The sequence below is a fragment of the Gracilibacillus timonensis genome (assembly GCF_900086715.1).
GTDB classification, from domain to species: domain Bacteria; phylum Bacillota; class Bacilli; order Bacillales; family Amphibacillaceae; genus Gracilibacillus; species Gracilibacillus timonensis.
In genome coordinates this window covers 392,793-415,152 of the sequence record NZ_FLKH01000011.1, presented here as the reverse complement: position 1 = coordinate 415,152, position 22,360 = coordinate 392,793, and the positions used below count along the sequence as shown (strand labels likewise).

Genomic DNA, 22,360 nt, shown 5'->3' with positions numbered 1-22,360 from the left:
ATGTACTATTATATTTTAACATAAAAAATTAAAAACAAGAGGTGAAAACAAAGGCAGGCTTTTGCCAAGTTCTTGGGTTGGCATAATTTCCAAACACTAAATCTGTTGTTGTTCCATGCATTTAGAAGAATAAAAAGGGTTAGATACCAGCTTCCCTTCCGTTTTAACTATCCTTATCGTTCCATTCTTTTAATAAATCGATTATTTGATTATTTTGTTTTTCCATCGTTTGTAACCTTTTTTCAATAATACTGGTGGATAAGAAAAGTACAATTAAAATAATGATAAGCGTTAATAGCAGAACTACTCCCTCCCTGTTCAATTGCTAATCATCTCGTACTGGAAATTATATCACAATGAAATGATCATGTGTATAAGGGAATAAGCTTCATGCTCAAATGGCAGTCCAATTTACTCTCCAGAAAGAAAGGGACAGATGAATGATGAGACAAAATTATACAGGAAAATTCCTTATTCTCAAATTGATCATTACTATCATCATGATATTATGTTTAGCTTTGCCCTCTTTCACTTCGATTTCTTATGATGTCAATATACTACTAGCTATCCCATTACTTATTTTCTTTGTCTTTAACGCCATACTCAAGAAAAGGGAATCAAGCTAAATATAAAACGGCAGAAGATGGCCTCGCCACCTCCTGCCGTTTCCATTAAACCCCTTTATAAACCCTTGCCTCATACGGTTTTAATGTAAAGGCTGGCAATGAATCAGCGGCTGTCTGATCATAATTACTAATCAGCAGCTCCTCTGCTTGAAAGGACACATCACTTGGTAATTGGAAATCAACGGATTGATCACTAAAGTTGGTGATTACCAGCAGTTTTTCCCCCTCATCATGACGCAGATAAGCATAGATCTGCTCATGATCATCCAAAATCAGCTGATACTCTCCATAAACAATAATCGGGTGCGTCTTGCGTAATTGGATCAACTGACGGTAATAATGGTAAATAGATTGTTCATCGTCGACTGCTTGCTTGGCATTAATTTCTGGATAATTACCGTTCACCTTCAGCCATGGTGTGCCATCTGTAAAACCAGCATTTGCGGAATCATCCCACTGGAAAGGGGTTCGAGCATTATCTCTCCCTTTAACATAAATCGATTCCATCACCTGATCAGGGTCTGCATCCCCTTCGATTACTTTATCCTTGTACATGTTCAAGATTTCGATATCCTGATAGTCGTCAATCGAATCAAAGCGGACATTGGTCATCCCGATTTCTTCCCCTTGATAAATATAAGGTGTCCCTTGCAGCATATGCAAAAAGGTTCCGAGCATCTTCGCGGATTCGACGCGGTATATCTGATCATCTCCCCAGCGTGAAACGACGCGAGGCTGATCATGATTATTTAAGTAGAGACTATTCCAGCCAACACCATGAAGCCCATTTTGCCATTTTGAAATACTGTCCTTTAGGTCACGTAACTGCAAGGGACGCAAATCCCATTTCCCTTCTGGACCGGAATCGAGATCCATATGTTCGAATTGAAAGACCATTTGCAGTTCTTCCCGTTCTGGATTGGTGTATTTTTTGGCTTCTTCTACATTAACACCCGGTGTTTCCCCAACTGTCATCACATCATATTTAGACAAGGCCTCTTGATTCATTTCATGTAAAAATTCATGCACACGCGGACCGTTCATATAGTACGGTGAACCATCTCCATACTTATGCCCCTCCGGTTTAGCACCATCTGGCAATCCTGGCACCTTCGAAATCAGATTAATGACGTCCATGCGGAAGCCGTCTACCCCTTTATCCATCCACCAGCGCATCATCTGGTATATTTCTTCGCGAAGGCGTGGATTTTCCCAGTTCAGATCGGGCTGTTTTTTACTAAATAGGTGTAAAAAATATTCTTCGCTTGCTTCATCGTATTCCCATGTGGAACCACTAAAAAAGGATTCCCAATTGTTCGGTGCTCCACCATCTTTGCCAGAACGCCAGATATAATAATCTCGATATGGATTATCCTTTGCTTTCTTTGCTTCCTGAAACCAGCGGTGCTCATCAGAAGAATGATTAACCACTAGATCCATCATTAATTTCATATCTCGCTGATGAATCCCTGCCAACATTTCTTCCCAATCGGCCATTGTGCCAAATTCGTCCATAATCGCTTGATAATCCGCAATATCATAACCATTATCATCATTTGGTGATTGGTAGACAGGGGACAGCCAAATCACGTCCACTCCTAAGTCTTGGAGATAATCCAGTTTTTCCGTAATACCGGGAATATCTCCAATGCCATCACCGTTGCTGTCATTAAAACTACGAGGATAAATCTGATACACGACGCTTTCTTTCCACCATGCTTGTTTCATCTCTATCTCCTCCATTTTTTACTTATTATTCGCTATACTGCTGGCACGTTTACTTGCTTCTCTAGCTAATTGTGTACTCAAACCCGTATGGGTAGCTGGATCAAGCAATGTCTTTAATTCCTCTTTGCTAAAGTAATAGTCAATTTGTGAATTCGCCAGCAATACTTGATAAAAAGTGAGCTCGCCTTCACTAGCAGCAACTTGATGGGCCGCGTCATGAACAATCGCATGGGCATGTTGACGCCCCATCGTTTCCGCCAGTTCCATCATAACCGCCTCTGCATTAATTAACCCTTTGGTAAGATCCAGATTGGTTCTCATTCGCTTTGGATAAACCTCCAAGTCTTGAAGCACTATATGCATGGCTTGATAAATCTCACTTGATAAAATAGTTGATTGCTCGATCGCCTGATTCAACATTGCCGAACGTGTACCATCGACTTCATGAGATTGGATCATCGCCTCCAATGATGTAGGTACTAGCGCCCTTACTTGTGCTGCTTTTGTGACAATATCCATACAACGCTTAGCATTGCGTTTCTGAGGCATCGTTGAACTTCCCACATCTCCTGCTGGTAAGCTCTCACTGACTTCGCCAAACTCATTTGCCATTAACCGTGAAATCTCCTCAGCGATCGAAGCAAAAGTCGATGATACCATGCCTAGCAACAGTACATATTCGGTAAAATGATCAACAATATTTCTAGCTGGCACCGCCATCGGTGAAAGTCCCAATTTTTCGGCAACACCAGATTGAACAGCAGGTCCTACCTCTCCTAAGCTGGCAAAATTCCCTACTGCTCCACCAGTCATCGATTGAAATAACCTTGGCTGTAATTGTTCCAAGCGTTCCATATGCCGCAATAAAGGATCTATCCATGTCGCCACCTTAAAGCCAAACGTAATCGGTACGGCTTGCTGCTGATGTGTTCTGCCTGCCATGATCGTATCGGCATGCTTGTCTGCCAGCTGCGCCATGTCTCCCGCAACAGCAACTAATTGCTTCACTAATTGGTGCACAGCATATTTCATGCCTAATACATCACCAGTTTGTTCGATGTTTTGCGTGGTGGCTCCCCAATGGACATAACCTCCCTCAGGATCGCCAACCACACGAGCGAATTCCTCGATCACTGGCACCATAAAATGGCTGGTTCTTTCTTGACCGTCTTTGATTTTCTCCAAATCCAGCAACGACACATCAGCGGATTGCCTGATTTTTTGTGCTGCGGTCTCAGGAATAAGTTTTAGTTCAGCTTGTGTCGAAGCTAAGGCAGCTTCTACCTCTAAATAACGTTGTAGTTTTGCTTCTAATGAAAATAGTTCCGTCATGTCCATCTAACATCTTCCTCCATTTGTAAGCTATCTATTTCTATTATAGGTGCTGGCACTTCCAAATAAAAGTGCGGAAGATGCTTTAAAAATCTTCATGCTTTATTTAAGTGATCCCCTCATTACACCACCGATAATCCATTTTTGCGCAAAGATATAGACAATAATCATTGGCAGCATCGCCATCAAGTATGAAGCAAAAGCCAAGTTATAATCGGTACTGAACTGCCCTTGGAAAGCATATTGTACTAACGGTAATGTATGCTGACTCGTATCACTTAAGATAACCAACGGAAGCATAAAGTCATTCCAAGCAAATAAAGCTGTCAGAATGGCGACTGTCGCATGCATCGGTTTCATTAGCGGAAAAATGATTCTCCAGAAAGTCTGCCAAGTACTTGCCCCATCGATGGTTGCTGCTTCCTCTAGCTGCGTTGGTATTGTCTTAAGAAAGCCAACATAAACAAACACGTTGAAGGCAAGCTGCATTACTACATTAAGAAATGCCAATCCGAGCAAATTATCGAGCCCCAGTATACTGGTTTGTTTCACAATCGGTAACATGATAATCGGAAACGGAATAAACATGGCACTGATAAAATAGAAATAGAGAAACTTATAAAACTTCTTGTGCATATTTCGTGCAATCGCATAAGCGACCAAGGAATGTGTTAACAACACAAGCACCACGGTAATTACGGTAACGGTCAAACTGTTTCCTAATGCACGAAAGAAATTGGTCATCTCAATCGCTGTTGCAAAATTATCAAACGACCAAGATTGCGGCAAAGCTAACAAGTTGCCTGACATTTCTTCGGGTGTTTTAAATGCGATGGTTATCGTTAAATACAATGGAAAGAAGATAAAAATCGAACCAAGTATTAATAAAGTGGTTACCTTCCAATTTGTTTTTCCCATCATGTTACTTCACCTCTCTTCGTTCAAGTACTCGTAGTTGAAAGATTGAAATGACAACGATCACGATAAAGTAGATCACGGCATTGGCTGATTGATAGGCAAACTCGCCGCCTTCAAAACCACCACGATAAATCAATAAGGATATCGATTCTGTCGCTTGTCCAGGACCACCATTCGTTAAGGCCACTACTTGATCAAATGCCATGAGGAAGTTCTTCATCGCTACCACCATATTAATCGTGAAAAATGGCGCGATTAATGGAAAAGTGATCTTCCAAAACTTAGCCCATGGTCCTGCTCCATCAATGTTAGCCGCTTCATATAATTCATTATCAATCGTTGACAAACCTGCTAAATAAAGCAATGTGTTAAACGCAGCTGACTGCCATACCGCTAGAGCAACAACGCCAAGCCATGCCAAATCTGGATTACCAAGAATATTAGAGGATAGGAATCCAATCCCCAGTGCTTCTCCCAAGTCTGGCAGTAAATGCGTAAACATAAACTTAAAGATATAACCTACAATTAACACACTTAATATAAAAGGGATAAAGTAAGTTGCACGTAAGGTCTTACGAAATTTAATATTAGCGTTCAACCCTAATGCAATAAGTAAACTGACAATGTTGACAAGAATGGTAGACGCGATGGCAAACTGAAAGGTAAAGCCATAGGAGCTTAAAGCCCGTCCGTCCTGAAACACATTCAAATAGTTGCTAAATCCTGTAAAATCCCACTCTCCATATCCTGCATAGTCGGTAAAACTATAAAATATACCCATTAAGACGGGATACGTATGAAAGGTGAAAAAGATGACGAGGGCTGGAATAACCATCAATAGATAGGTGCGATTTTTTTTCGCCACGATAACCTCTCCTTTGTATATTGATTTAATAATTTGTTAAGGGAACTCGTCCATTTAACGATTAATGACTTTGTCCCATTCATTATCTAATGTTTGTAGTGCAGTTTGTTTATCTTTATCAATCAAAAAGCCTTGGATTAAATTTTCGGCAGATAACCCTGCAGGATAAAAGTGATCCGGAAAGCCAGTCAAACGATCTTCCTCAAAGTTCCTTCTGATCCCATCAAATATTGGATCTTCCTGCAACACTCCCTGAAAGGCAGAAAAGGCGCTCTGTTCATCGATATAACGTTGAGCGATTTCCTGTTCAGCCATAAAATTGATAAACGTTAAAGCCTCTTCTTTATGATCTGTATCTTCACTAACCGTCAAGGCAACGTCCACACCTGAAACTAAATCATTTTCTTCCGCTTGATTACTAGACGGCAACGCAAAGGTACCGAGTTCCACATCAGGATTGGCACTTAAAACATCCGGAATCGCCCAGTTACCTTGAATATAAAAGACCCCTTCTCCATTAGCAAAACTGTTATTCCCATCGTTATAACCAATACCAAAGTTATCATCGCGACCATAATCTAACAGCTGCAACATTTTATCAGCGACCCTGTCATATGCTTCGACAAAGGTAGCCTGCCCCTGATTCTTAAGCTCAGGAAATTCCTCCGATACATCATTACCTGCAATCCCATTCCAAATTGGCATCGCGGTCCACGCCTCTTGCAAAGTGAAATTAATCGGCAACTCACCTGCTTCTTCTGCTGTTTCTAATGCGGCGATAAACTCATCCCATGTTTGAGGAATCTCTATATCCAATTCCTCTACTTTTTGCTTATTATAGATAACGGTATTTGCATTAGTTGCGTAGGGAACACCGTATATACCATCATCCTCTGATCCTACTAACAACCCAAGCATTTCTAAGTAAGAAGGCTGCACCTTATCCAACACATCCGACTCCGAAAAGTCATGAAAAATCCCTGCACGAGCCAGTTCACCATATGTCGCATTTCCACCTATCGACATCACATCTGGCACATCTTCTTTTACTAATCTGGTTTTCAGTACGGTCTCAGCCTCTGGCGGGGCTTCTAGTTCTACATTAATATCAGGGTGCTGACGCTCGAACTCTTCAATTAAACCATTGTACGTATCAAAATTCTCCGATTTATTGGAGAATAATTCAATTGTTACTTGTCCATCATCGCCTCCGCTACTGCAACCTGTTAAAAATAATGCGGTCATGATTCCTGCAGCCGCTAGTCCTTTCGTTATCCTTTTCATCTAAAATCCTCCATCCTATCTCATTTACTTGATGTCTATCTATATCATCCTCACTATCAGGGTATAAATACCTCGAAAAAGTATGGATCGCAAGACATGAACATGCCGGGATTTTTTCACCTCAGCGTAAACGTTTACTGCATACGTAAACGTTTACGTATCAAACAGATGCATCTTTCAAGATAATGCTCGCACACTTTGTCTTTCGATGATGGTATGTGGAAAGATGCGACTTTCTACTGTTGTAGCCGAAGCCAACATGTCAAAAATCATTTCAACTGCCTTTTTCCCCATTTCCACAGAAGGCTGTGCTACGGTTGTTAATGGCGGTATACTCATTTCAGCCATTCTAAGATTATCATAACCAATCACCGATAATTGTTCAGGAACCTTGATATTCATCTGATAAGCAGCAGAAAGCACGCCTAAAGCTGCCTCGTCACTAGCCGCAAATACAGCAGTGATATCAGGGAATTGACCGATTAACTCGGTAAATCCTTTGACACCTTCTTCAAAAGCAAAACCAATGGGAACAATAGAGGTTTCTGTTACTGGTAAATCATGATCTTTCATCGCTGCAATAAAACCGTCTATCCTCGGCTGACCTGCAATACTGTCTTCCCTGCTACCACTGACCATACCTATTTTTTGGTGGCCTTTTCGAATCAAATATTCGGTTGCACTATAAGCCGCCCGACGGTCATCTACCTTTACATATGGTACAGGAAAATCGAATGATTCTGTTGATAAAAGGACGATTGGTTTTCCCATGTCCTTCATTAATTGATAATGCTCTTGCAATAACACTTCACTTGTAAATACAATCCCATCTACTTGCTTCTCTTGTAATAATTGCAAATATTGGGTTGTTTTCTGTCCTTGTTGCTCTGTGTGGCAAACGATAACACTTGATCCATAGGCATGAGTGACCTGTTCCATGCCACTAATAAAATCTGACATTAACATACTGGAAATCGCCGGTACTAAAACGCCGATAGTATGAGTTCGTTTACTAATTAAACCACGCGCCACTCCATTGGGGTAGTATCCTAATTCTTCAATAACCTGCAATACTTTATCTTCCGTTTCCTTCGAAAATCCAGGCTTATGATTGAGGATTCTTGAAACGGTTGCAATGGATACATTCGCTTTTTTAGCTACATCCTTAATCGTCACAGTCATTATACATGCCCCCTTTCAACGTAAACGTTTACTAAAAAGATAGTATCATGAAAAATGATGAATTGCAAGAGTGAGTTTTTTTATAAGACTCTATTAACATATCATTTATTATCATAAAACTTCATACAGCAAGGATTAAAATGAATCCCATCTGCATAGCTAAGCTAACTAGCACATTTTTTTATCACTTCTAGTTAAATCAAACTACATAACAAACCAATCACCAAAATCAGCAAACAGATTTTATTTTGCATGATATCATGTTCTCACCTTTTTAAGATTGTTTTGACACAATTTTTTTGTTAATGCAATAATTGTTATCCAAGTGGTTTCATTGGAAAAAGTTAATAATATAGCAACCACCACGTCAAATGATAGTTGCTGTATTGGCATATTTTTCTAAAAACGTAAATCCCAATTCCATACCTCATCGTAATAAACACCCTGTCTCTCCACACATTAGATTACAGGTTTTCCGATTCTCTAGGTGCAACTTGTTTCGAACCTGATTGCAACCGTAAAAAGTAGAATATCCCGACAATAATTAAAACGCCGCCAATCATCTCTACCGGAGTAAGTATTTCCTGTAAAAGAATAACGGCTAACATCGATGCACCAACCGGTTCTCCCAAAGTGCTCATGGAAACAGTTGTTGTATTTACATGGTTTAATAACAGGTTAAAAATAATATGGGCTCCAGTCGGAAAAATCGCCAGCATGATAAAAACAAGCCAGTCATTTGTACTATATCCTGTGAACCCTATACTACCAATAAGGTTAAACACTGCTACTGTCATTCCCGCTACCAAAAATACTAAAAAGCTGTATACCCAATGATTAATGGACTTTACATTGCGTTGGCCGATCATCAAGTAAAGCACTACAGAAACCACAGCTAGGAAAGACAGTATATTTCCGAACATTGCTGCGCTGCCGCTTCCTAAACCACCACCTCCAACAACAACCACTCCAATAAAAGCGATTCCCATTGCTATTACCGTGCGAATATCTATTTTTTCTTTGAAGAAAATCAGCCCTCCAATTAACGCAATTACTGGCTGCAATGCTAAAATTAAAGTTGAACTCGCCACTGTGGTATGTTTTAAAGACTCAAACCACAAACCGAAATGGCCTGCCAGGAAGATACCAGCAAATATAATGGCAATCCATTCTTTTCGCTTTATCTTTTTAAACGAATGACGATATTTTATCACCATCGGCAAAATAAATACACACGCTAAAAACATCCGATACATGACCATAACAGTGGAAGGTGCATCCGATAATTTCACAAGTATTGCGGATAACGATATGCAAATGGTGGTGATAACTAAAAGTATATTAATGGTTCCCTGTTTCACTTATTATCCCCCCTCTTGGATTTGATGTTGCTTAGTCACGAGAGATTCATGTATCTCCACTACAAAAATCAACTTTCCAAATAACCGTAATTATAAACAAGAATCTGATAATAATAGCATGATATGTCTATTTTTTAAATTGATTGGTTCACACAAAATTTAACACAGTCTTTAAAACAAATAAAAAGGTTCTGTTCATATAATGGAAGCAGCCATACAATCTTCTGCTCACTTCCTTTATTCATCGAGCAATTAATTTTCAAAATAACATTTTCTATGGTAAATTCTAATGGAAATAATCAAAATCAAAGGAGAAATTATGCCAAATTTAAACGATCAAGTCGTACTCATAACTGGAGCTAATCGTGGACAAGGGAAGGCGATCGCCAAACATCTTGCTTCACTTGGCGCTAAAGTTGCTGTTGGAGCAAGGAATGTTGAAGATGCAGAGACTCTTTCATTAGAAATCAGTCAGAATCAAGTTCTCCCTGTTCAATTAGATGTAACGAAAGTAGCAGATTGGACAGCAGCAGTTCAAACGGTTATAGATACGTATCATAGAATAGATGTACTTATAAATAATGCTGGTATTTTCATAAAAAAGCCACTGTTAGACACAACAGTAGAAGATTTTCAACAGCAGGTTAATGTTAATCAACTGGGGGTTTTTATGGGTATCAAAGCCGTCGCACCCTACATGGAAAAACAGCGGAAAGGGTCCATTATAAATAATATATCTATCTCTGCTTTTGCGCCGATCAATGATGCGGCAGCCTATGCAGCTTCCAAAGCAGCAGTATCAAACCTTTCTAAATCTGCTGCTATCGAGTTAGGACCAAAAGGAATACGGGTGAATTCTATTCATCCAGGCGTTATTGAAACGAATATGGCAAACGGCAGCAATCTGAACCTAAATAAAATTGATGCAATACCCTTAAGAAGAATGGGACAATCCAACGATATCGCACAAGTAGCAGCTTTTCTTGCTTCGGATGAGAGTGCCTATTGTAATGGTGCTGAAATTGTGGTCGATGGTGGGCTCACTTTAGGAACAGATGTTTAAATGAACATGTATGCATAGCAACACGCACAAAACAATCCAGGCGAATATACCTGGATTGTTTTTTTAGAGTATTACGGTTGCTTTTTGTAAAAACAAGCATTCCAAATTTTACTTCAATATAAAATATTCCATTCATAAGTCCATCATCATGATTTTATAAAGGTACAAACAATGACTGCTTCAAGTAATCAGATAGTTCATACAAAAATATCCCTTCTATTCCGAAATGGATTATTCTCTATAAGATGGAATTAAATCATCGACTTCTATTTATCTGAAATAAGAGCAAATGTAAGTTGTTCATCACAGTTTGGTTTATTATTTTTAATTTTTTCTCTAATAATTCTACTGCAAAACCTTTTTATATCAACTAGTTTCCTAAAAGTAACTAGGTTTAAATAAAGTGCCTTCTTCTCAAAAAGAGACATTAGGTTTATTATAACCCTAGTAATCAAATTAATATAATTTTTTATTATTTGATTTAACTCAACTTTCGCAGCTAGAAAGAAGCATTCCATTTAACTAGCCGTAAAGCTTATTACTGTTCAAATATGGTCGTTGACATTAGAAATAGGTATAAAAAACACCTCAACTTTTGGTATAGTGTAATTGTCTAGAAAACACTACCAATACAGAAGAGGTGTCTCCTATATGATAGCGAATAATGACCACAATAATCAACTACCAAATGAACTTTCTTCCACTTTTAAAGAATTAGACGTGTTTAAACATCTTAGAAAAGCTGGTATTACAAAGTCTGTCGGTTTTACTTGTGCCTATCTTTTTCAATTGATTTTTTGTTTGATCTTTGAAAATAAGAACTGGTATCAAGTACTTCAAAGTAACAAAGCGAATGAATGTCCAGAAAAGAATGCTGTCTATCGTTTTTTAAACAAATCTACCTTTGCTTGGAGAAGGTTTTTACTATTTCTAAGCGCTCATACCATTGAAAAAGTAACCAACTTAACGAGTCATGATCGCCCAAAAGTATTGATTGTCGACGATTCTTCGTATGATCGTAATCGCAGTAAATCGGTTGAATTATTAGCTCGCTGTTTTGACCATGCATCTCAAAAGATGCGCTTTTATAAAGGGTTCCGTATGCTCACGCTTGGTTGGTCAGATGGTGCAACGTTCATTCCCGTGGACTTTTCATTATTGAGCTCAAAGAAAAGCCAAATCAATGGTATATCATCAAAAATTGATAAGCGTAGTTCCGGTTATAAACGCAGAGTCGAAGCATTACAAACCGCACCTGAGCAAATACCAGGTATGGTTGAACGGGCGATGAATGCTGGTATAGATGCTTCCTATGTGCTGATGGACTCTTGGTTTACGTATCAACCTCTCGTTAAGGAGATAAAAGAGCAAGGTTTGGACGTCATTGGCATGGTAAAGAACTTGAAACAGCGTTACCTTGTGAATGGCCAACGTGTAAGCTTAAAAGAACTTTATCGTTTTGCGAAACCAACAGATGGAAAGAAAGACATTCTTCGTTCGATTCATACGACACAAGTGGATCTATGTCAAGAAATTGGACACTAGAAATGGTGAATTTCTTCAAATTCCTACCGCACTCCGTTTGCTTCCCTCTGTGTTAAAAGAAGGGGAAGTTCGCCCCTTCCTTTAACACAGAGGCTAATTACGCTTTTCTATGAAGCTATTTTACGTAGATACATTTTTTCATACGCCATTGGTGACATATATCCAATGGTGGAGTGAATTCGCTTGGAATTATAAAATGTCATGATGTAAGAAAAGATACTACGCTTTGCTTCTTCTCGGCTTTGATAATCTTCATGAAAGATTAATTCCTTCTTGATCACGCTATGAAACGACTCGATACATGCATTATCGTAACAGTTGCCTTTCCGGCTCATGCTTGTGGTGATATGATGTTTTCTTAAAAGCGCTTGATACTCTTTAGCCGCATATTGGCTACCTCTATCGGAATGGTGAATTAATCCTTTTTGCGGCGTTTGCTGATTAATGGCTCGTCTTAAAGCGGTGAGTGTTAATTCTTTGGTCATTCGATGACTCATGGCCCAACCAATAATCCTTCTGGAAAACAAATCCATGATGGTCGCTAAGTACAACCATCCCTCTCTGGTCCAAATGTACGTGATATCGCTTACCCATACTTGTCCTGGTTTATCTGCCCGGAAATCTTGATTTAATAAATTCGGATAGACAGGATGCGAATGTTTGGAGTTCGTTGTCGCCTTATATTTCTTCATTGTTTTCGAACGTAAACCATTTTCCTTCATGATACGAGACACTGTTTTTGGAGAAACAGGTACCCCTTCATTGCGTAAAACCTGTGTGATTTTAGGACTGCCATATCTTTTTTTGGATGCGATAAATATGCGTTTGATTTGAGCTGTTAGCTTTTGTTTACGTTTAGATTGATCGCTGACAGGGCGATCTCTCCACTCATAATAGCCACTCTTAGAAACACCTAATACTTGGCACATCTTCTCTACACGAAATTCGTGGTGGTGTTCTTGAATAAATCCATAGATTACTTCGGCTTTTTTGCGAAGATGCCCATAGCCTTTTTTAAAATAGCTACCTCCTCTTCCAAATCACGAATCCGTTTATCTTTTTCATACCCAGCTTGATCTTTGGGACTGCGATTACCGCTTCCTACAAAGCTATTCTCTTGGTCCTCCTTGTACCTAGCTACCCATTTTTGCAGCGTCTGGGGAACTAAGTCTAATTCTCTTGCCACTTCGGCTGCTTTCCTTCCATCTTCCACTACTAATTTTACTGCATATACTTTAAATTCTTTATCATATCGTTTTGCCATGTTAGACACTCCTAGAGATTATTATATTTAGTATAAAAATCCCCATTTGGTATGTCCAATTATTAGACTATCATCACAAGCGAATGGCATTCCTATTAAAGTTGTCTTTGTTCGTAATCGGAATAAAAAGAGCGAATGGTTAGCTATTCTAAGCACCGATTGTACACTTAGTGATCAAGAAATCATTCGTATTTATGGGATGAGATGGGACATTGAAGTTTTTTTCAAAACAACAAAATCTCTTTTGAAACTCCAAAAAGAGTTCCAAAGTCGTTCGTATGACGGCTTAATTAGTCATACGACCATCGTATTCGCACGATATATTATTCTCTCGTGGCAAAACCGATGTAGCACAGATGAGAGAACACTTGGCGGCATGTTTTATGAATTATGTGATGAAGTTCATGATCTCGATTGGGCTGTGGCACTTCAGCAGTTGATCGACCTTCTTGAAGATGCCTTGAAAATGAGCAACAAAAAGGTACAAAAATTAATCAAAAGTCAAGTCCAACAATGGATTGCTGGCTTACCCAGCTATATCAGGGCTTACCTGCCTATTTCAGTGTGCGAAAGTTGAGATTTAATATATAAATTTATTCGGAGGGTTATACAATGACAAGAATTGGCATTATTACAGGAAGTACACGTGACGTACGTGTGAATTTGCAGGTTGCAGAATGGATTAAAGATTTTGCAGATAATAAAGAGACGGATGCAGAATTTGAAATAGTTGATATTAAAGAAAGTGGACTTGGACGTTTTAATGAAGCAGTACCGCCTCTGATGGCAAATAAAGAATATGAAACAGAAGCACATCGTGCATGGTCAAGGAAAATTGATTCCTTTGACGGGTTCATTTTTGTTACACCGGAATACAATAAAAATTTCCCTTCAGGTCTTAAAGATCATTTAGATTATTTAGGTATGGAATGGCATCATAAAGCAGCTGGAATCGTCAGCTATGGTTCTACTTTAGGAATTGCAGCTTCCCTTGCACTGCGTACAACATTAGCAAACTTAAAAGTAGCAACCGTAGAACCACAGGGTGCCTTCAGCTTATTTAATGATTTTGAAAATATGACCACGTTCACACCAATGGAAGTGCATAAACCAAGACTTGGCGAGATGATTGATGATGTTATTGCCTGGTCAAATGCACTTAAATCTGTGAGAAAAGAAAAGAGCTTCGTATAATCAACACTTTATTCAGGCGAGGTTTTGCTTTTCTGCCCTGAATAAACCTCAGTGATTCAGATAGTTAACGCTCATTATCTCTCGACTAAATAGATATATTTTCACATTCTATTTTAAGACAGGGGTTTATGGGCGTTTTTTCATAATGAATAATCAAATATAAATAGTCTATCCAAAATATTATGGAAAAGAGGCAAGTGTAAAAATGAAACTAACAAACAAAAAAGTTGTTATTATTGGTGGAATGTTGTCTTTCCTGGAGTTATCGACACACCATCACGTTATGGCATGCCTGAAGAAGAACGAAAGGCATTCTATAACGCCATTGCAGAACAATTGCCAGTAAATCGTGCCGGAAAACCAGAAGATGTAGCTGAGAGAGTTATTTATTTGCTGCGTAATCGCTTTTCAACTGGAGAAATTATTCATGTAGAAGGTGGACACAAATTAATCTAAATCCCCTCTTAATCACCTTAATCAATAAATATTACATTTTCAGTAAATTATTCCTTTGGTTATAAGGTATCCAAAGGGATAAAATAATATTATTTTATGGTGAGACGCTTAAAATCATTAGACAATATTACCCGAGATTTAATGAATAAAGAAATAAACCAAACCCATCAAAGTTGATCTGGAGGTTTGGTTTATTTTATCTGTTGTGTTGTTTTGTTAAGCCTCTATCATTGCTAAATTAGTGAATAGCATGTAACCGGAGTTCTGGATTTAATGCATAAGTCACATATTCTTTAGCAATTTCTGCAAGCTGTTCATCTGATTTGTGCCCTACACCATTTAGTGCAAATGGTGGTAAATAGTATGCACTGACAAAATTAGCAGCTGCCTCTAGAGGACGTAATAATTCTGGAACCGTAAATGCAACGTCCCCCTCTGCTGAATAGCCTTCCTCAGCAACACCTGTAGTTACAGCAACAAGTACTTCTTTCCCTTGAAACTTGTCTCCGTTTGTTCCAAAAGCCCAGCCATAGGTAATAACTTCTTCCAACCATTTTTTTAATAATGGAGGTGCACTATACCAAAAGAAAGGAAATTGAAAAATGATACGGTCATGATTTTCTACCAGTTCGTGTTCCGTTTGCACATCTATTTTTTCATCTGCATAAGACGTGTAAACATCATGAATCGTAACATCAGGTTGCTTTTTTATTTCTTCCGCTAAATAACGGTTACCACGAGATTCAGACAAGTTAGGGTGAAATATCAATACTAATGTTTTCATATTATATTAACTCCTTTTATTCATATTTGTGGTTTTCTAAGCTAACTTAATAGCTATTTATTACTTAATTAATTCTTTCACTCTTGGAATTACTTTCTCACCATAAAGGCGAATGGTCTGGAAACGATGTTTTTGAAGTTGTCCTCCCACACTATAAACTAAATTAAAACGCTGAACACCAACAGCCGGTATCATTTGAGCAATTTTCTGTGCAACTGTTTCTGGGCTTCCAACATAATAAGCTCCATATTTTACTTGGTATTCAAAGTGTTCTTTTTTCATTGGTGTTCCACCTCGTTCTTTGGATACTCTGTCCATTGTAGCCTTTACATAGGTCCAAGCAATCTCTTTTGCTTCTTCATCCGTTTCGGCAATAACCCCTAGAGAATGCATACCTATAGATTGCAATGGCTTCCCTAGTTCGCGGGTTGTTTTATGATAAAGATCTACTAAAGGCCTAAAACGTGCCGGATCTCCACCAATGATAGCTAACACAACAGGGAAATTATATTTCGCAGCACGAACGATAGACGCAGGAGTACCTCCTACACCAACGACTACATCCAGTTTTTTATCTAGCTTTGGATAGATTTGAACATTATCAAATGATTGCGTAAGATTTCCTTTCCAAGTGACTGGTTCATTTTTAATTAACTCATGAAGAAGAGCAATCTTTTCCTCAAAAAGTTCATTATAATCTTTTAAATGATAACCAAAAAGCGGAAATGACTCCGTGTAGGCTCCACGTCCTATCATCATTTGAGCGCGCCCATTTGATAAAGCATCTATTGTCGCAAAACGCTCGTATAACCTCACTGGATCATCTGAACTTAAAACCGTCACACCTGTACCTAAAGTAATATTCTTCGTTACTAAAGAAAGAGCAGCTAAAACGGTATCAGGGCTTGAGATGGAATATTCTTCACGGTGGTGCTCACCTAAACCAATCGCATCAACTCCATGTGCATCCGCTAATTTCACTTCCTCAACAATGTTCCGTAATGATTCTTCATAGCTCATTCGTTCTTTTGTCCCGTCTTTATAAGCAATATCACCAAATGTATCCAGCCCAAATTGTAATTGATTCCTATTTATATTCATATAGAACCTCCATACATTAATCCTTCGTATATATTTTGAGGCATCAAATAATAAAGTTGTTTTTATTTGATCACTAGGGTTATAATAAACCTAATGTTTCTTTTTGGGAAGAAGGCACTTTAATTAAACATAGTTACTTTTAAGAAACTATTTGATATACAAAGCTTCTACCAATAAACATTTTTTATAAAGGGGAGTTTACTCAATGACAAATCAATCTAAGGGAGAAACTTGTAAAGAACTTCAAGCTGCGTTAGATATTATTTCTGGTAAATGGAAGCCGATTATCTTATTCCATCTGATGGAGAATGAAAAATTACGTTTTAGCGAATTACAACGAGCTATCCCAGAAATAACCAGAAAAATGTTAACCTCGCAATTAAGAGAATTAGAATATAATAACATTGTTCATAGGGAAATTTATCATCAAGTACCTCCAAAAGTGGAATATTCCATGTCAGAATATGGACACGGATTAAAGCCGCTATTAATTGCTATGAGAAGTTGGGGATTTGACCACTTAGAACATTTGGAAAATTTATATCGGCAAGATAATGAAAAACTGATTAAGGAATAATTTTTGCCAATCAAGAGACAATTCATATCTTCATTTGGCTCCTCGCCATTTCATATTGAAAATCAAATTAGAAATATTCAGAAAAACGTGTGACAGGCAAGTCTTTGCTCACATGATTACCTGATAATTCTTCGTTTGATCCATTTACGCAGTATGATGAGGTAACCAGGGGCATAAATGCATTTATGCCTTGGTTATCTCATCATACTGCTACCTTTCAGCTCTACTGAAAGGCGCTTCACACGAATGGATCAAGAGCACCTTTCCGATATCCATGAGACATGATTTCATTTTACTTATATCATCAAAATAACATGCGTACTACCGATAAGTTCCAGATCAACATCATTCCAAGTCCTATTATACCAAGGATTATATGCTTTCTTTACCTATCAAAAAGTCTGACCTCTCAAAGATATAATTGAGGTCAGACTTTTGCTTTAGTTGTTAGATATCAATAATTCAACTATAAGTGTGTTCTAAAATCCCGATAAAAAGGATCAGAAAGTTTAAGCGGCACAGAAATTCGAAGTGGCAGCTATATTTTCTAAATACACTTTTGAAAATTCAATTCGTTTTTACATTTTAAAAAGAATTATAAAATTGACCTATTGTATCTTATATACACTATTTCGTATACTGTTCTTTAACATGGAAAAATATGATACACTAGAACGTTAAAGGAGATGAATGTATGTCAAAGTTATTACTCGGAATCATTGAATTTTTTGCTGCTATTTTACTATTTGCCATCCTGCTCTTCTTGCTTGGTAGCATAAACGAAACAGTCATATCAAACTTGACGGGTAAAAAAATCATAGAAATTACTCATCAAAAAGCTTCCTTTGTCCTTATGGGGTTGCAAGTGGCAGGGGTTTTTCTTATCACGCTATGGCTCTTTCGTAATAAGGTCCAGTCTAATCGTTGGCGTCATCACAAACCATTTTCTTCAAAGACGAGCAAAATGATAATTGGTTTAGCTCTATTATTTATCCTCCCATTCTATCTTATTCCATTTTTCTAACGAAGCGATAGGAGGCGTACATACATTTGTACGACCTCCCACCTCTTGACTTTTACACGATTAATGTGAAAAAGCTAAACTCATTGACAATCATTCTTTTTTAATTTATTATTTAGTTAATTACTTAAATACTTAAATGAAGAAAGGAATCACTTTCTTATGAAAGAAGCATTTAAAGCCTTAGCAGACCCAACTCGGCGTGAAATTCTTGACCTGCTCAAAAAAGGAGATTTAACAGCCGGCGAAATTGCCGACCAGTTTGACATGTCCAAACCGAGTATCTCGCAACATTTACGCTTATTAAAACAGGCTGGTTTGGTCGATGATGAGAAAAAAGGACAGTTTATCTATTACCATCTCAACATCACGGTTTTTCAAGAGCTGATTAGTTGGGCGATGACATTTACGCACAAAGGAGATGATCACAATGTATAAACATTTAGGAGCTATCGCACTCATAATCGCCACTTTAGGGATGTGGCTTATTAGTTACCCATACTTGCCGAACGATCTTCCCATGCATTGGGGAACAGATGGTTCGGTGACCTGGTCTGCACCAAAATCGATTGGAGTACTGATAAACATGGGACTGCTCATCCTCATCTATGTAATGTTTGTATGGATACCTAAACTAGACCCCAAACGAAAAGGATATTTACTTCAGTCCAGGGCTTATCGAGTTGTTATCTATGCCACAATGTTACTACTGGTTTTCGTCAATGTATTAGTAGTTGTACAAAGTTTAGGCATGGATTGGAATGTGGAGATTATTGTTCCGTTAGCTGTAGGAGCCCTCTTTATCGTCATGGGAAACTACATGCAAGCAGTCAAATCCAATTGGTTGATGGGAATACGGACACCTTGGACATTATCCAGCGAAAAGGTGTGGCAAAAAACCAACCGCTTAGGCTCTCGTTTGTTTATATTAGCAGGACTTAGTTTCTTTATCATTCCGTTTATTGATCTTAACATAGCCGTATATTTTATTATCATCGGAGCACTACTAATCGCCCTTATCCTAACCGTTTATTCCTATGTGATATATAGGCAAGAACAGAAGGAGGAGTATCAATGAATGAGCCGGATGTACGAGAATTGATTCAAATATTGGCACCATTTGTGATTATCCAGTTTATCTTGATGGTTATTGCACTTGTCGCCTGGTTTAAAGCAAGGCAAAATAACACCCTGAAAGGGAATGAATGGGCCTGGTTCTTCGCCATTATCCTATTAAACACCCTAGGCCCCATTTTATTCTTCATTTTCGGAAGGAGGCAGGATTAAATGACACTGATCATTGACCAATTAAACAAAACATATGGACAGAAACAAGCTGTCCATCGATTAAATCTAGAATTGGCACCAGGTCAGACCTACGCCCTATTGGGGCCAAACGGCGCAGGTAAAACCACTACCCTGCGTATGATTAGCGGCTTAATCAAACCAACTGCAGGCACGATCCGCTTTGATGAGATTAGAGAAAATGAAGACCTACGCCGCTATATTGGATACCTACCACAATATCCACATTTCCACGGATGGATGTCTGGACGCGAATTTCTGATTTATGTAGGTGAACTAAGTTATCTATCGAAAGAAGAGGCAGCCACACGAGCAGACAGGTTACTGGAGAAAACCGGCATTGCAGAAGCTGCCAATAAGCGGATTAACACCTATTCAGGTGGGATGCGACAACGCTTAGGGATTGCCCAAGCAATGATTCACCAGCCAAGATTCCTGTTGCTTGATGAGCCAGTCTCCTCACTCGATCCTGTTGGCAGACGCGATCTGCTTAATTCATTAGAAGAACTAAAAACAGAGACGACCATTCTCTTTTCCACCCATATTTTATCCGATGCAGAAGAAATCAGCGATAGCTTGATTGTGATGAATCAAGGGCGTGTTGTAGAACAAGGGACATTGGAAACTTTACGTAAGAAATATCAGCGGCAGGTCATTGATCTGCATTTTACCGAGGCTTCGCAAGAACTGCAGATCCAAATAAAGTCGATTAGTGAAGTGACGGAGGTACATGAACAAAAGGGTCACCTTGTCGTTGAAGTTACCGATGTTGAGACAGTAAAAAAAGCAATCCTTCAGCTCACCCTCGAACAAGGCTGGTCATTGGATTATTTCTCTGTTCATCAGACGTCACTGGAAGAAATGTTTATGGAGGTGATCGGCCATGAGACAAATTAAAACCGTCTTTAAAAAAGAACTACTCATGCATACGCGAAATTACAGCCTAATTTGGATTCCTATTGTTTTTATTGTGCTGAGCATTATGGATCCGATCACTACCTATTACTTGCCGATTATTCTAGAAAAAGTTGGCGGAATGCCGGAAGGAGCGACTTTTGAAATGCCAGATGTCCTCCCCGTTGATGCCTTTATGATGAGCCTTAGTCAGCTCAGTATGTTCGGCGTCCTGATTGCGATTTTGTTAACATTATCGACCGTAAGCGGGGAACGAAAGAGCGGCGTGCTCGAGCTTATATTGGTGAAGCCAGTAAAAACCATCAACTATTTAGGGGCAAAATGGCTGGCGAAAATATTCGTATTTGCCATTGCCACTATTATTGGATTACTGATAAGTTGGTATTATGTAGACTTGTTATTTGGAGCGCTAAGCCTCCTTTATACCATACTCGCGATTTGCTTTTTTACGATTTGGTTTGTATTTGTTATCAGTGTAACGATGGTATTCGCTTCCCTGCTGCGCTCGCAAGTCTTGAGCTGTGGTTTAACGGTGATCACCTTCATCATATTATCGATTATCAATAGCATTTTCCAACATAAAATGCCTTGGTTTTACAATAATTTATCCAATCTAATTCAAGAAATGCTCTACCAAGAACAAATCTCCACTGATCTGATCATCAATCTTGTCCTTTTAGTTGGTACTTCGATATTGCTGCTGGCGGGGAGTGTTTATTTGTTTAATCGGAAAGAGAGTTTATAGTTTTCACTGCGGTTTGGTTATGAACTAGATTCATTTAGAGTGATGTAACAGCTTGTATAAGGGAATACTATCGTTGGTTCTGGTTAGTATTTGACTAATTTTTCTCATTTGCAAAAGGCATTCACATGGATCTGTGAATGCCTTTTATTATTTTATTTCTTTTTTGATTTGTTCGATTTCTTCCATGGTCAAATCCGTCGCTTCCATAATTTGTGTTTCATCCATATTTAATAGTAGTAACTTTTTGGCTACTTTTAATTTTTCTTCCTTCCTACCTCTTTTTTTACCTCGTTTCTCGCCTTCTTCTCTCAATTGTTCAGCAATAGACATGAGTCGTTTCCTCCCTTCTATTGTTAGCTGTTCTTTTAGCGTGTCAATCGGCAAATCATCGCGCACACTTAATAAATAAATCATAATCGTGTCAAAATAAGATGGATCGTATTCATTTAAGAGATCCTCGATTGTAATGATCACATTCATCAATAATTCCATATCCTTGATGAAAATGTGTCTGGATAATTCCAAATATGCTCGCAATTTGGGATTCCCTTCTGCTACTTCATTACCATCAAAGGAAAAATCACAGAAAACAAAATCGTAATCCGGAACGTACTTCTGGATACTAGTCGAAAAACGATCGTAACCGGAAATCCAGTCACTTATTTTTCTGGCTCTTTCCCACTTTCGCTCTCCATGGTAGAAAAGGATGGGAATAATGATCGGCAAGTTGGTTGCTTTATCGTTGATAATATGTTGGCTCCAAATTTGAAGCATATACGCCAAAAGTTGAAAAGCAATATCTGGTGCCTGATAACTCTTATGCTCAAAAAGGAAGTAAAGATAACCTTTTTGATTATCGATTTCTACATCGAATAACAGGTCAGAATACGAATCTTTTAGTTCTGCTTGAATGAAGCTATCTTTCTTTATCGCTAATGTTTCCGTATCTACGATGTTCAATATTTCTTTGGGTAAATAATGATGGACAAAATCAGTGGCTACTTCAATATCTTCAAATGTCACTTTGAATATCTTGTCGTGGGGTTGGTGGATCATACTCACTCGCATCATCTGCCTAACGGATTGATTTATTA

22 protein-coding genes and 2 pseudogenes are annotated in these 22,360 nt (G+C 38.4%); 12 read left to right on the top strand and 12 right to left on the bottom strand.

The window, feature by feature from the left end; all coding sequences use genetic code 11:
- Window positions 1–163 precede the first annotated feature (163 nt).
- From BN6556_RS22295 to BN6556_RS09260, 8 genes are all read right to left on the bottom strand, one after another.
- Window positions 164–322: a hypothetical protein gene (locus tag BN6556_RS22295; protein ID WP_162840595.1), complete on the bottom strand. Its 159-nt coding sequence runs from the start codon at window positions 320–322 to the stop codon at window positions 164–166.
- 349 nt (window positions 323–671) lie between these two features.
- Entirely contained in the window at window positions 672–2,354 is a 1,683-nt protein-coding gene (locus tag BN6556_RS09290; protein WP_066190119.1) for a glycoside hydrolase family 13 protein, read from the bottom strand.
- An 18-nt stretch (window positions 2,355–2,372) separates the two neighbouring features.
- Complete coding sequence (locus tag BN6556_RS09285; RefSeq protein WP_066190116.1) at window positions 2,373–3,692, bottom strand: class-II fumarase/aspartase family protein; 1,320 nt, start codon at window positions 3,690–3,692, stop codon at window positions 2,373–2,375.
- Between the two features lie 96 nt (window positions 3,693–3,788).
- The gene (locus tag BN6556_RS09280; protein WP_066190114.1) at window positions 3,789–4,607 is read right to left on the bottom strand and encodes a carbohydrate ABC transporter permease; all 819 of its coding nucleotides are present in this window, start codon (window positions 4,605–4,607) and stop codon (window positions 3,789–3,791) included.
- 1 nt (window position 4,608) lies between these two features.
- Window positions 4,609–5,469, bottom strand: coding sequence for a carbohydrate ABC transporter permease (locus tag BN6556_RS09275; RefSeq protein WP_066190111.1), 861 nt, complete (start codon window positions 5,467–5,469; stop codon window positions 4,609–4,611).
- A 54-nt stretch (window positions 5,470–5,523) separates the two neighbouring features.
- A complete protein-coding gene (locus tag BN6556_RS09270; protein ID WP_066190109.1) occupies window positions 5,524–6,753 on the bottom strand; it encodes an ABC transporter substrate-binding protein in 1,230 nt (409 codons plus the stop codon).
- A gap of 177 nt (window positions 6,754–6,930) precedes the next feature.
- Complete coding sequence (locus BN6556_RS09265; RefSeq protein WP_066190107.1) at window positions 6,931–7,935, bottom strand: LacI family DNA-binding transcriptional regulator; 1,005 nt, start codon at window positions 7,933–7,935, stop codon at window positions 6,931–6,933.
- A gap of 464 nt (window positions 7,936–8,399) precedes the next feature.
- On the bottom strand, window positions 8,400–9,296 hold the full coding sequence (locus tag BN6556_RS09260) for a DMT family transporter (protein ID WP_066190105.1): 897 nt from the start codon (window positions 9,294–9,296) through the stop codon (window positions 8,400–8,402).
- 319 nt (window positions 9,297–9,615) lie between these two features.
- Between BN6556_RS09260 and BN6556_RS09255 the strand changes: the two genes are divergently transcribed.
- Window positions 9,616–10,359, top strand: coding sequence for an SDR family NAD(P)-dependent oxidoreductase (locus BN6556_RS09255; RefSeq protein WP_066190103.1), 744 nt, complete (start codon window positions 9,616–9,618; stop codon window positions 10,357–10,359).
- A gap of 651 nt (window positions 10,360–11,010) precedes the next feature.
- A pseudogene (locus BN6556_RS09250) lies at window positions 11,011–11,880 on the top strand (IS4 family transposase); the annotation flags it as partial.
- Window positions 11,881–12,011: 131 nt separating this feature from the next.
- Here the strand turns inward: BN6556_RS09250 and BN6556_RS09245 are convergent.
- Window positions 12,012–13,168, bottom strand: a protein-coding gene (locus BN6556_RS09245; protein ID WP_205410313.1) for an IS3 family transposase whose coding sequence is annotated in 2 segments (ribosomal slippage) — window positions 12,012–12,910 and window positions 12,910–13,168 — 1,158 coding nt in all. Because the reading frame shifts where the segments join, the coding sequence is not laid out codon by codon here.
- A 70-nt stretch (window positions 13,169–13,238) separates the two neighbouring features.
- On the opposite strand from BN6556_RS09245, the pseudogene BN6556_RS09235 reads away from it, so the two are divergent.
- The 3 genes and pseudogenes from BN6556_RS09235 to BN6556_RS22625 all read left to right on the top strand — a co-directional run.
- Window positions 13,239–13,745, top strand: a pseudogene (locus tag BN6556_RS09235) (IS4 family transposase); the annotation flags it as partial.
- 35 nt (window positions 13,746–13,780) lie between these two features.
- Window positions 13,781–14,362 carry an NADPH-dependent FMN reductase gene (locus BN6556_RS09230; protein ID WP_066190100.1) on the top strand — a complete coding sequence of 194 codons (582 nt, stop codon included), beginning with the start codon at window positions 13,781–13,783 and terminating at the stop codon, window positions 14,360–14,362.
- A 159-nt stretch (window positions 14,363–14,521) separates the two neighbouring features.
- Window positions 14,522–14,818, top strand: a complete 297-nt coding sequence (locus BN6556_RS22625) for an SDR family oxidoreductase (protein ID WP_316245323.1) — start codon at window positions 14,522–14,524, stop codon at window positions 14,816–14,818.
- Between the two features lie 238 nt (window positions 14,819–15,056).
- On the opposite strand, the gene BN6556_RS09225 is transcribed toward BN6556_RS22625, so the two are convergent.
- Entirely contained in the window at window positions 15,057–15,602 is a 546-nt protein-coding gene (locus BN6556_RS09225; RefSeq protein ID WP_066190099.1) for an NAD(P)H-dependent oxidoreductase, read from the bottom strand.
- 60 nt (window positions 15,603–15,662) lie between these two features.
- Window positions 15,663–16,703 carry an LLM class flavin-dependent oxidoreductase gene (locus BN6556_RS09220; RefSeq protein WP_066190097.1) on the bottom strand — a complete coding sequence of 347 codons (1,041 nt, stop codon included), beginning with the start codon at window positions 16,701–16,703 and terminating at the stop codon, window positions 15,663–15,665.
- A 205-nt stretch (window positions 16,704–16,908) separates the two neighbouring features.
- Here BN6556_RS09220 and BN6556_RS09215 point away from each other — a divergent pair, with 205 nt between their 5' ends.
- The 7 genes from BN6556_RS09215 (at window position 16,909) to BN6556_RS09185 (ending at window position 21,266) form a co-directional block, all read left to right on the top strand.
- Window positions 16,909–17,280: a winged helix-turn-helix transcriptional regulator gene (locus BN6556_RS09215; RefSeq protein WP_066190094.1), complete on the top strand. Its 372-nt coding sequence runs from the start codon at window positions 16,909–16,911 to the stop codon at window positions 17,278–17,280.
- Window positions 17,281–17,974: 694 nt separating this feature from the next.
- A complete protein-coding gene (locus BN6556_RS09210) occupies window positions 17,975–18,304 on the top strand; it encodes a hypothetical protein (RefSeq protein ID WP_066190090.1) in 330 nt (109 codons plus the stop codon).
- A 159-nt stretch (window positions 18,305–18,463) separates the two neighbouring features.
- On the top strand, window positions 18,464–18,739 hold the full coding sequence (locus tag BN6556_RS09205; RefSeq protein WP_066190088.1) for an autorepressor SdpR family transcription factor: 276 nt from the start codon (window positions 18,464–18,466) through the stop codon (window positions 18,737–18,739).
- The gene (locus BN6556_RS09200) at window positions 18,732–19,379 is read left to right on the top strand and encodes an SdpI family protein (RefSeq protein ID WP_066190085.1); all 648 of its coding nucleotides are present in this window, start codon (window positions 18,732–18,734) and stop codon (window positions 19,377–19,379) included. Before BN6556_RS09205 ends, BN6556_RS09200 begins: the two co-directional genes overlap by 8 nt.
- Window positions 19,376–19,588 (top strand): PLDc N-terminal domain-containing protein, encoded by a 213-nt coding sequence (locus BN6556_RS09195; RefSeq protein WP_066190082.1) that lies wholly within the window; start codon window positions 19,376–19,378, stop codon window positions 19,586–19,588. Before BN6556_RS09200 ends, BN6556_RS09195 begins: the two co-directional genes overlap by 4 nt.
- Window positions 19,589–20,503, top strand: coding sequence for an ABC transporter ATP-binding protein (locus BN6556_RS09190; protein ID WP_066190079.1), 915 nt, complete (start codon window positions 19,589–19,591; stop codon window positions 20,501–20,503).
- Window positions 20,490–21,266 (top strand): ABC transporter permease, encoded by a 777-nt coding sequence (locus BN6556_RS09185; RefSeq protein WP_066190077.1) that lies wholly within the window; start codon window positions 20,490–20,492, stop codon window positions 21,264–21,266. Before BN6556_RS09190 ends, BN6556_RS09185 begins: the two co-directional genes overlap by 14 nt.
- Before the next feature lie 147 nt (window positions 21,267–21,413).
- On the opposite strand, the gene BN6556_RS09180 is transcribed toward BN6556_RS09185, so the two are convergent.
- Window positions 21,414–22,322: an Rpn family recombination-promoting nuclease/putative transposase gene (locus BN6556_RS09180; RefSeq protein ID WP_235817499.1), complete on the bottom strand. Its 909-nt coding sequence runs from the start codon at window positions 22,320–22,322 to the stop codon at window positions 21,414–21,416.
- Window positions 22,323–22,360: the final 38 nt, after the last annotated feature.

What these genes read in the sequence shown, in the direction of transcription:
- BN6556_RS09200 (WP_066190085.1), top strand. Translation starts at nt 18,732, where the DNA reads ATGTATAAACATTTAGGAGCTATCGCACTCATAATCGCCACTTTAGGG.
- BN6556_RS09255 (WP_066190103.1), top strand. Translation starts at nt 9,616, where the DNA reads ATGCCAAATTTAAACGATCAAGTCGTACTCATAACTGGAGCTAATCGT.
- BN6556_RS09285 (WP_066190116.1), bottom strand. Translation starts at nt 3,692, where the DNA reads ATGGACATGACGGAACTATTTTCATTAGAAGCAAAACTACAACGTTAT.
- BN6556_RS09265 (WP_066190107.1), bottom strand. Translation starts at nt 7,935, where the DNA reads ATGACTGTGACGATTAAGGATGTAGCTAAAAAAGCGAATGTATCCATT.
- BN6556_RS09280 (WP_066190114.1), bottom strand. Translation starts at nt 4,607, where the DNA reads ATGATGGGAAAAACAAATTGGAAGGTAACCACTTTATTAATACTTGGT.
- BN6556_RS09290 (WP_066190119.1), bottom strand. Translation starts at nt 2,354, where the DNA reads ATGAAACAAGCATGGTGGAAAGAAAGCGTCGTGTATCAGATTTATCCT.
- BN6556_RS09270 (WP_066190109.1), bottom strand. Translation starts at nt 6,753, where the DNA reads ATGAAAAGGATAACGAAAGGACTAGCGGCTGCAGGAATCATGACCGCA.
- BN6556_RS09230 (WP_066190100.1), top strand. Translation starts at nt 13,781, where the DNA reads ATGACAAGAATTGGCATTATTACAGGAAGTACACGTGACGTACGTGTG.
- BN6556_RS09180 (WP_235817499.1), bottom strand. Translation starts at nt 22,322, where the DNA reads ATGATCCACCAACCCCACGACAAGATATTCAAAGTGACATTTGAAGAT.
- BN6556_RS09185 (WP_066190077.1), top strand. Translation starts at nt 20,490, where the DNA reads ATGAGACAAATTAAAACCGTCTTTAAAAAAGAACTACTCATGCATACG.
- BN6556_RS09215 (WP_066190094.1), top strand. Translation starts at nt 16,909, where the DNA reads ATGACAAATCAATCTAAGGGAGAAACTTGTAAAGAACTTCAAGCTGCG.
- BN6556_RS09195 (WP_066190082.1), top strand. Translation starts at nt 19,376, where the DNA reads ATGAATGAGCCGGATGTACGAGAATTGATTCAAATATTGGCACCATTT.
- BN6556_RS09205 (WP_066190088.1), top strand. Translation starts at nt 18,464, where the DNA reads ATGAAAGAAGCATTTAAAGCCTTAGCAGACCCAACTCGGCGTGAAATT.
- BN6556_RS09210 (WP_066190090.1), top strand. Translation starts at nt 17,975, where the DNA reads ATGTCAAAGTTATTACTCGGAATCATTGAATTTTTTGCTGCTATTTTA.
- BN6556_RS09220 (WP_066190097.1), bottom strand. Translation starts at nt 16,703, where the DNA reads ATGAATATAAATAGGAATCAATTACAATTTGGGCTGGATACATTTGGT.
- BN6556_RS09190 (WP_066190079.1), top strand. Translation starts at nt 19,589, where the DNA reads ATGACACTGATCATTGACCAATTAAACAAAACATATGGACAGAAACAA.
- BN6556_RS09225 (WP_066190099.1), bottom strand. Translation starts at nt 15,602, where the DNA reads ATGAAAACATTAGTATTGATATTTCACCCTAACTTGTCTGAATCTCGT.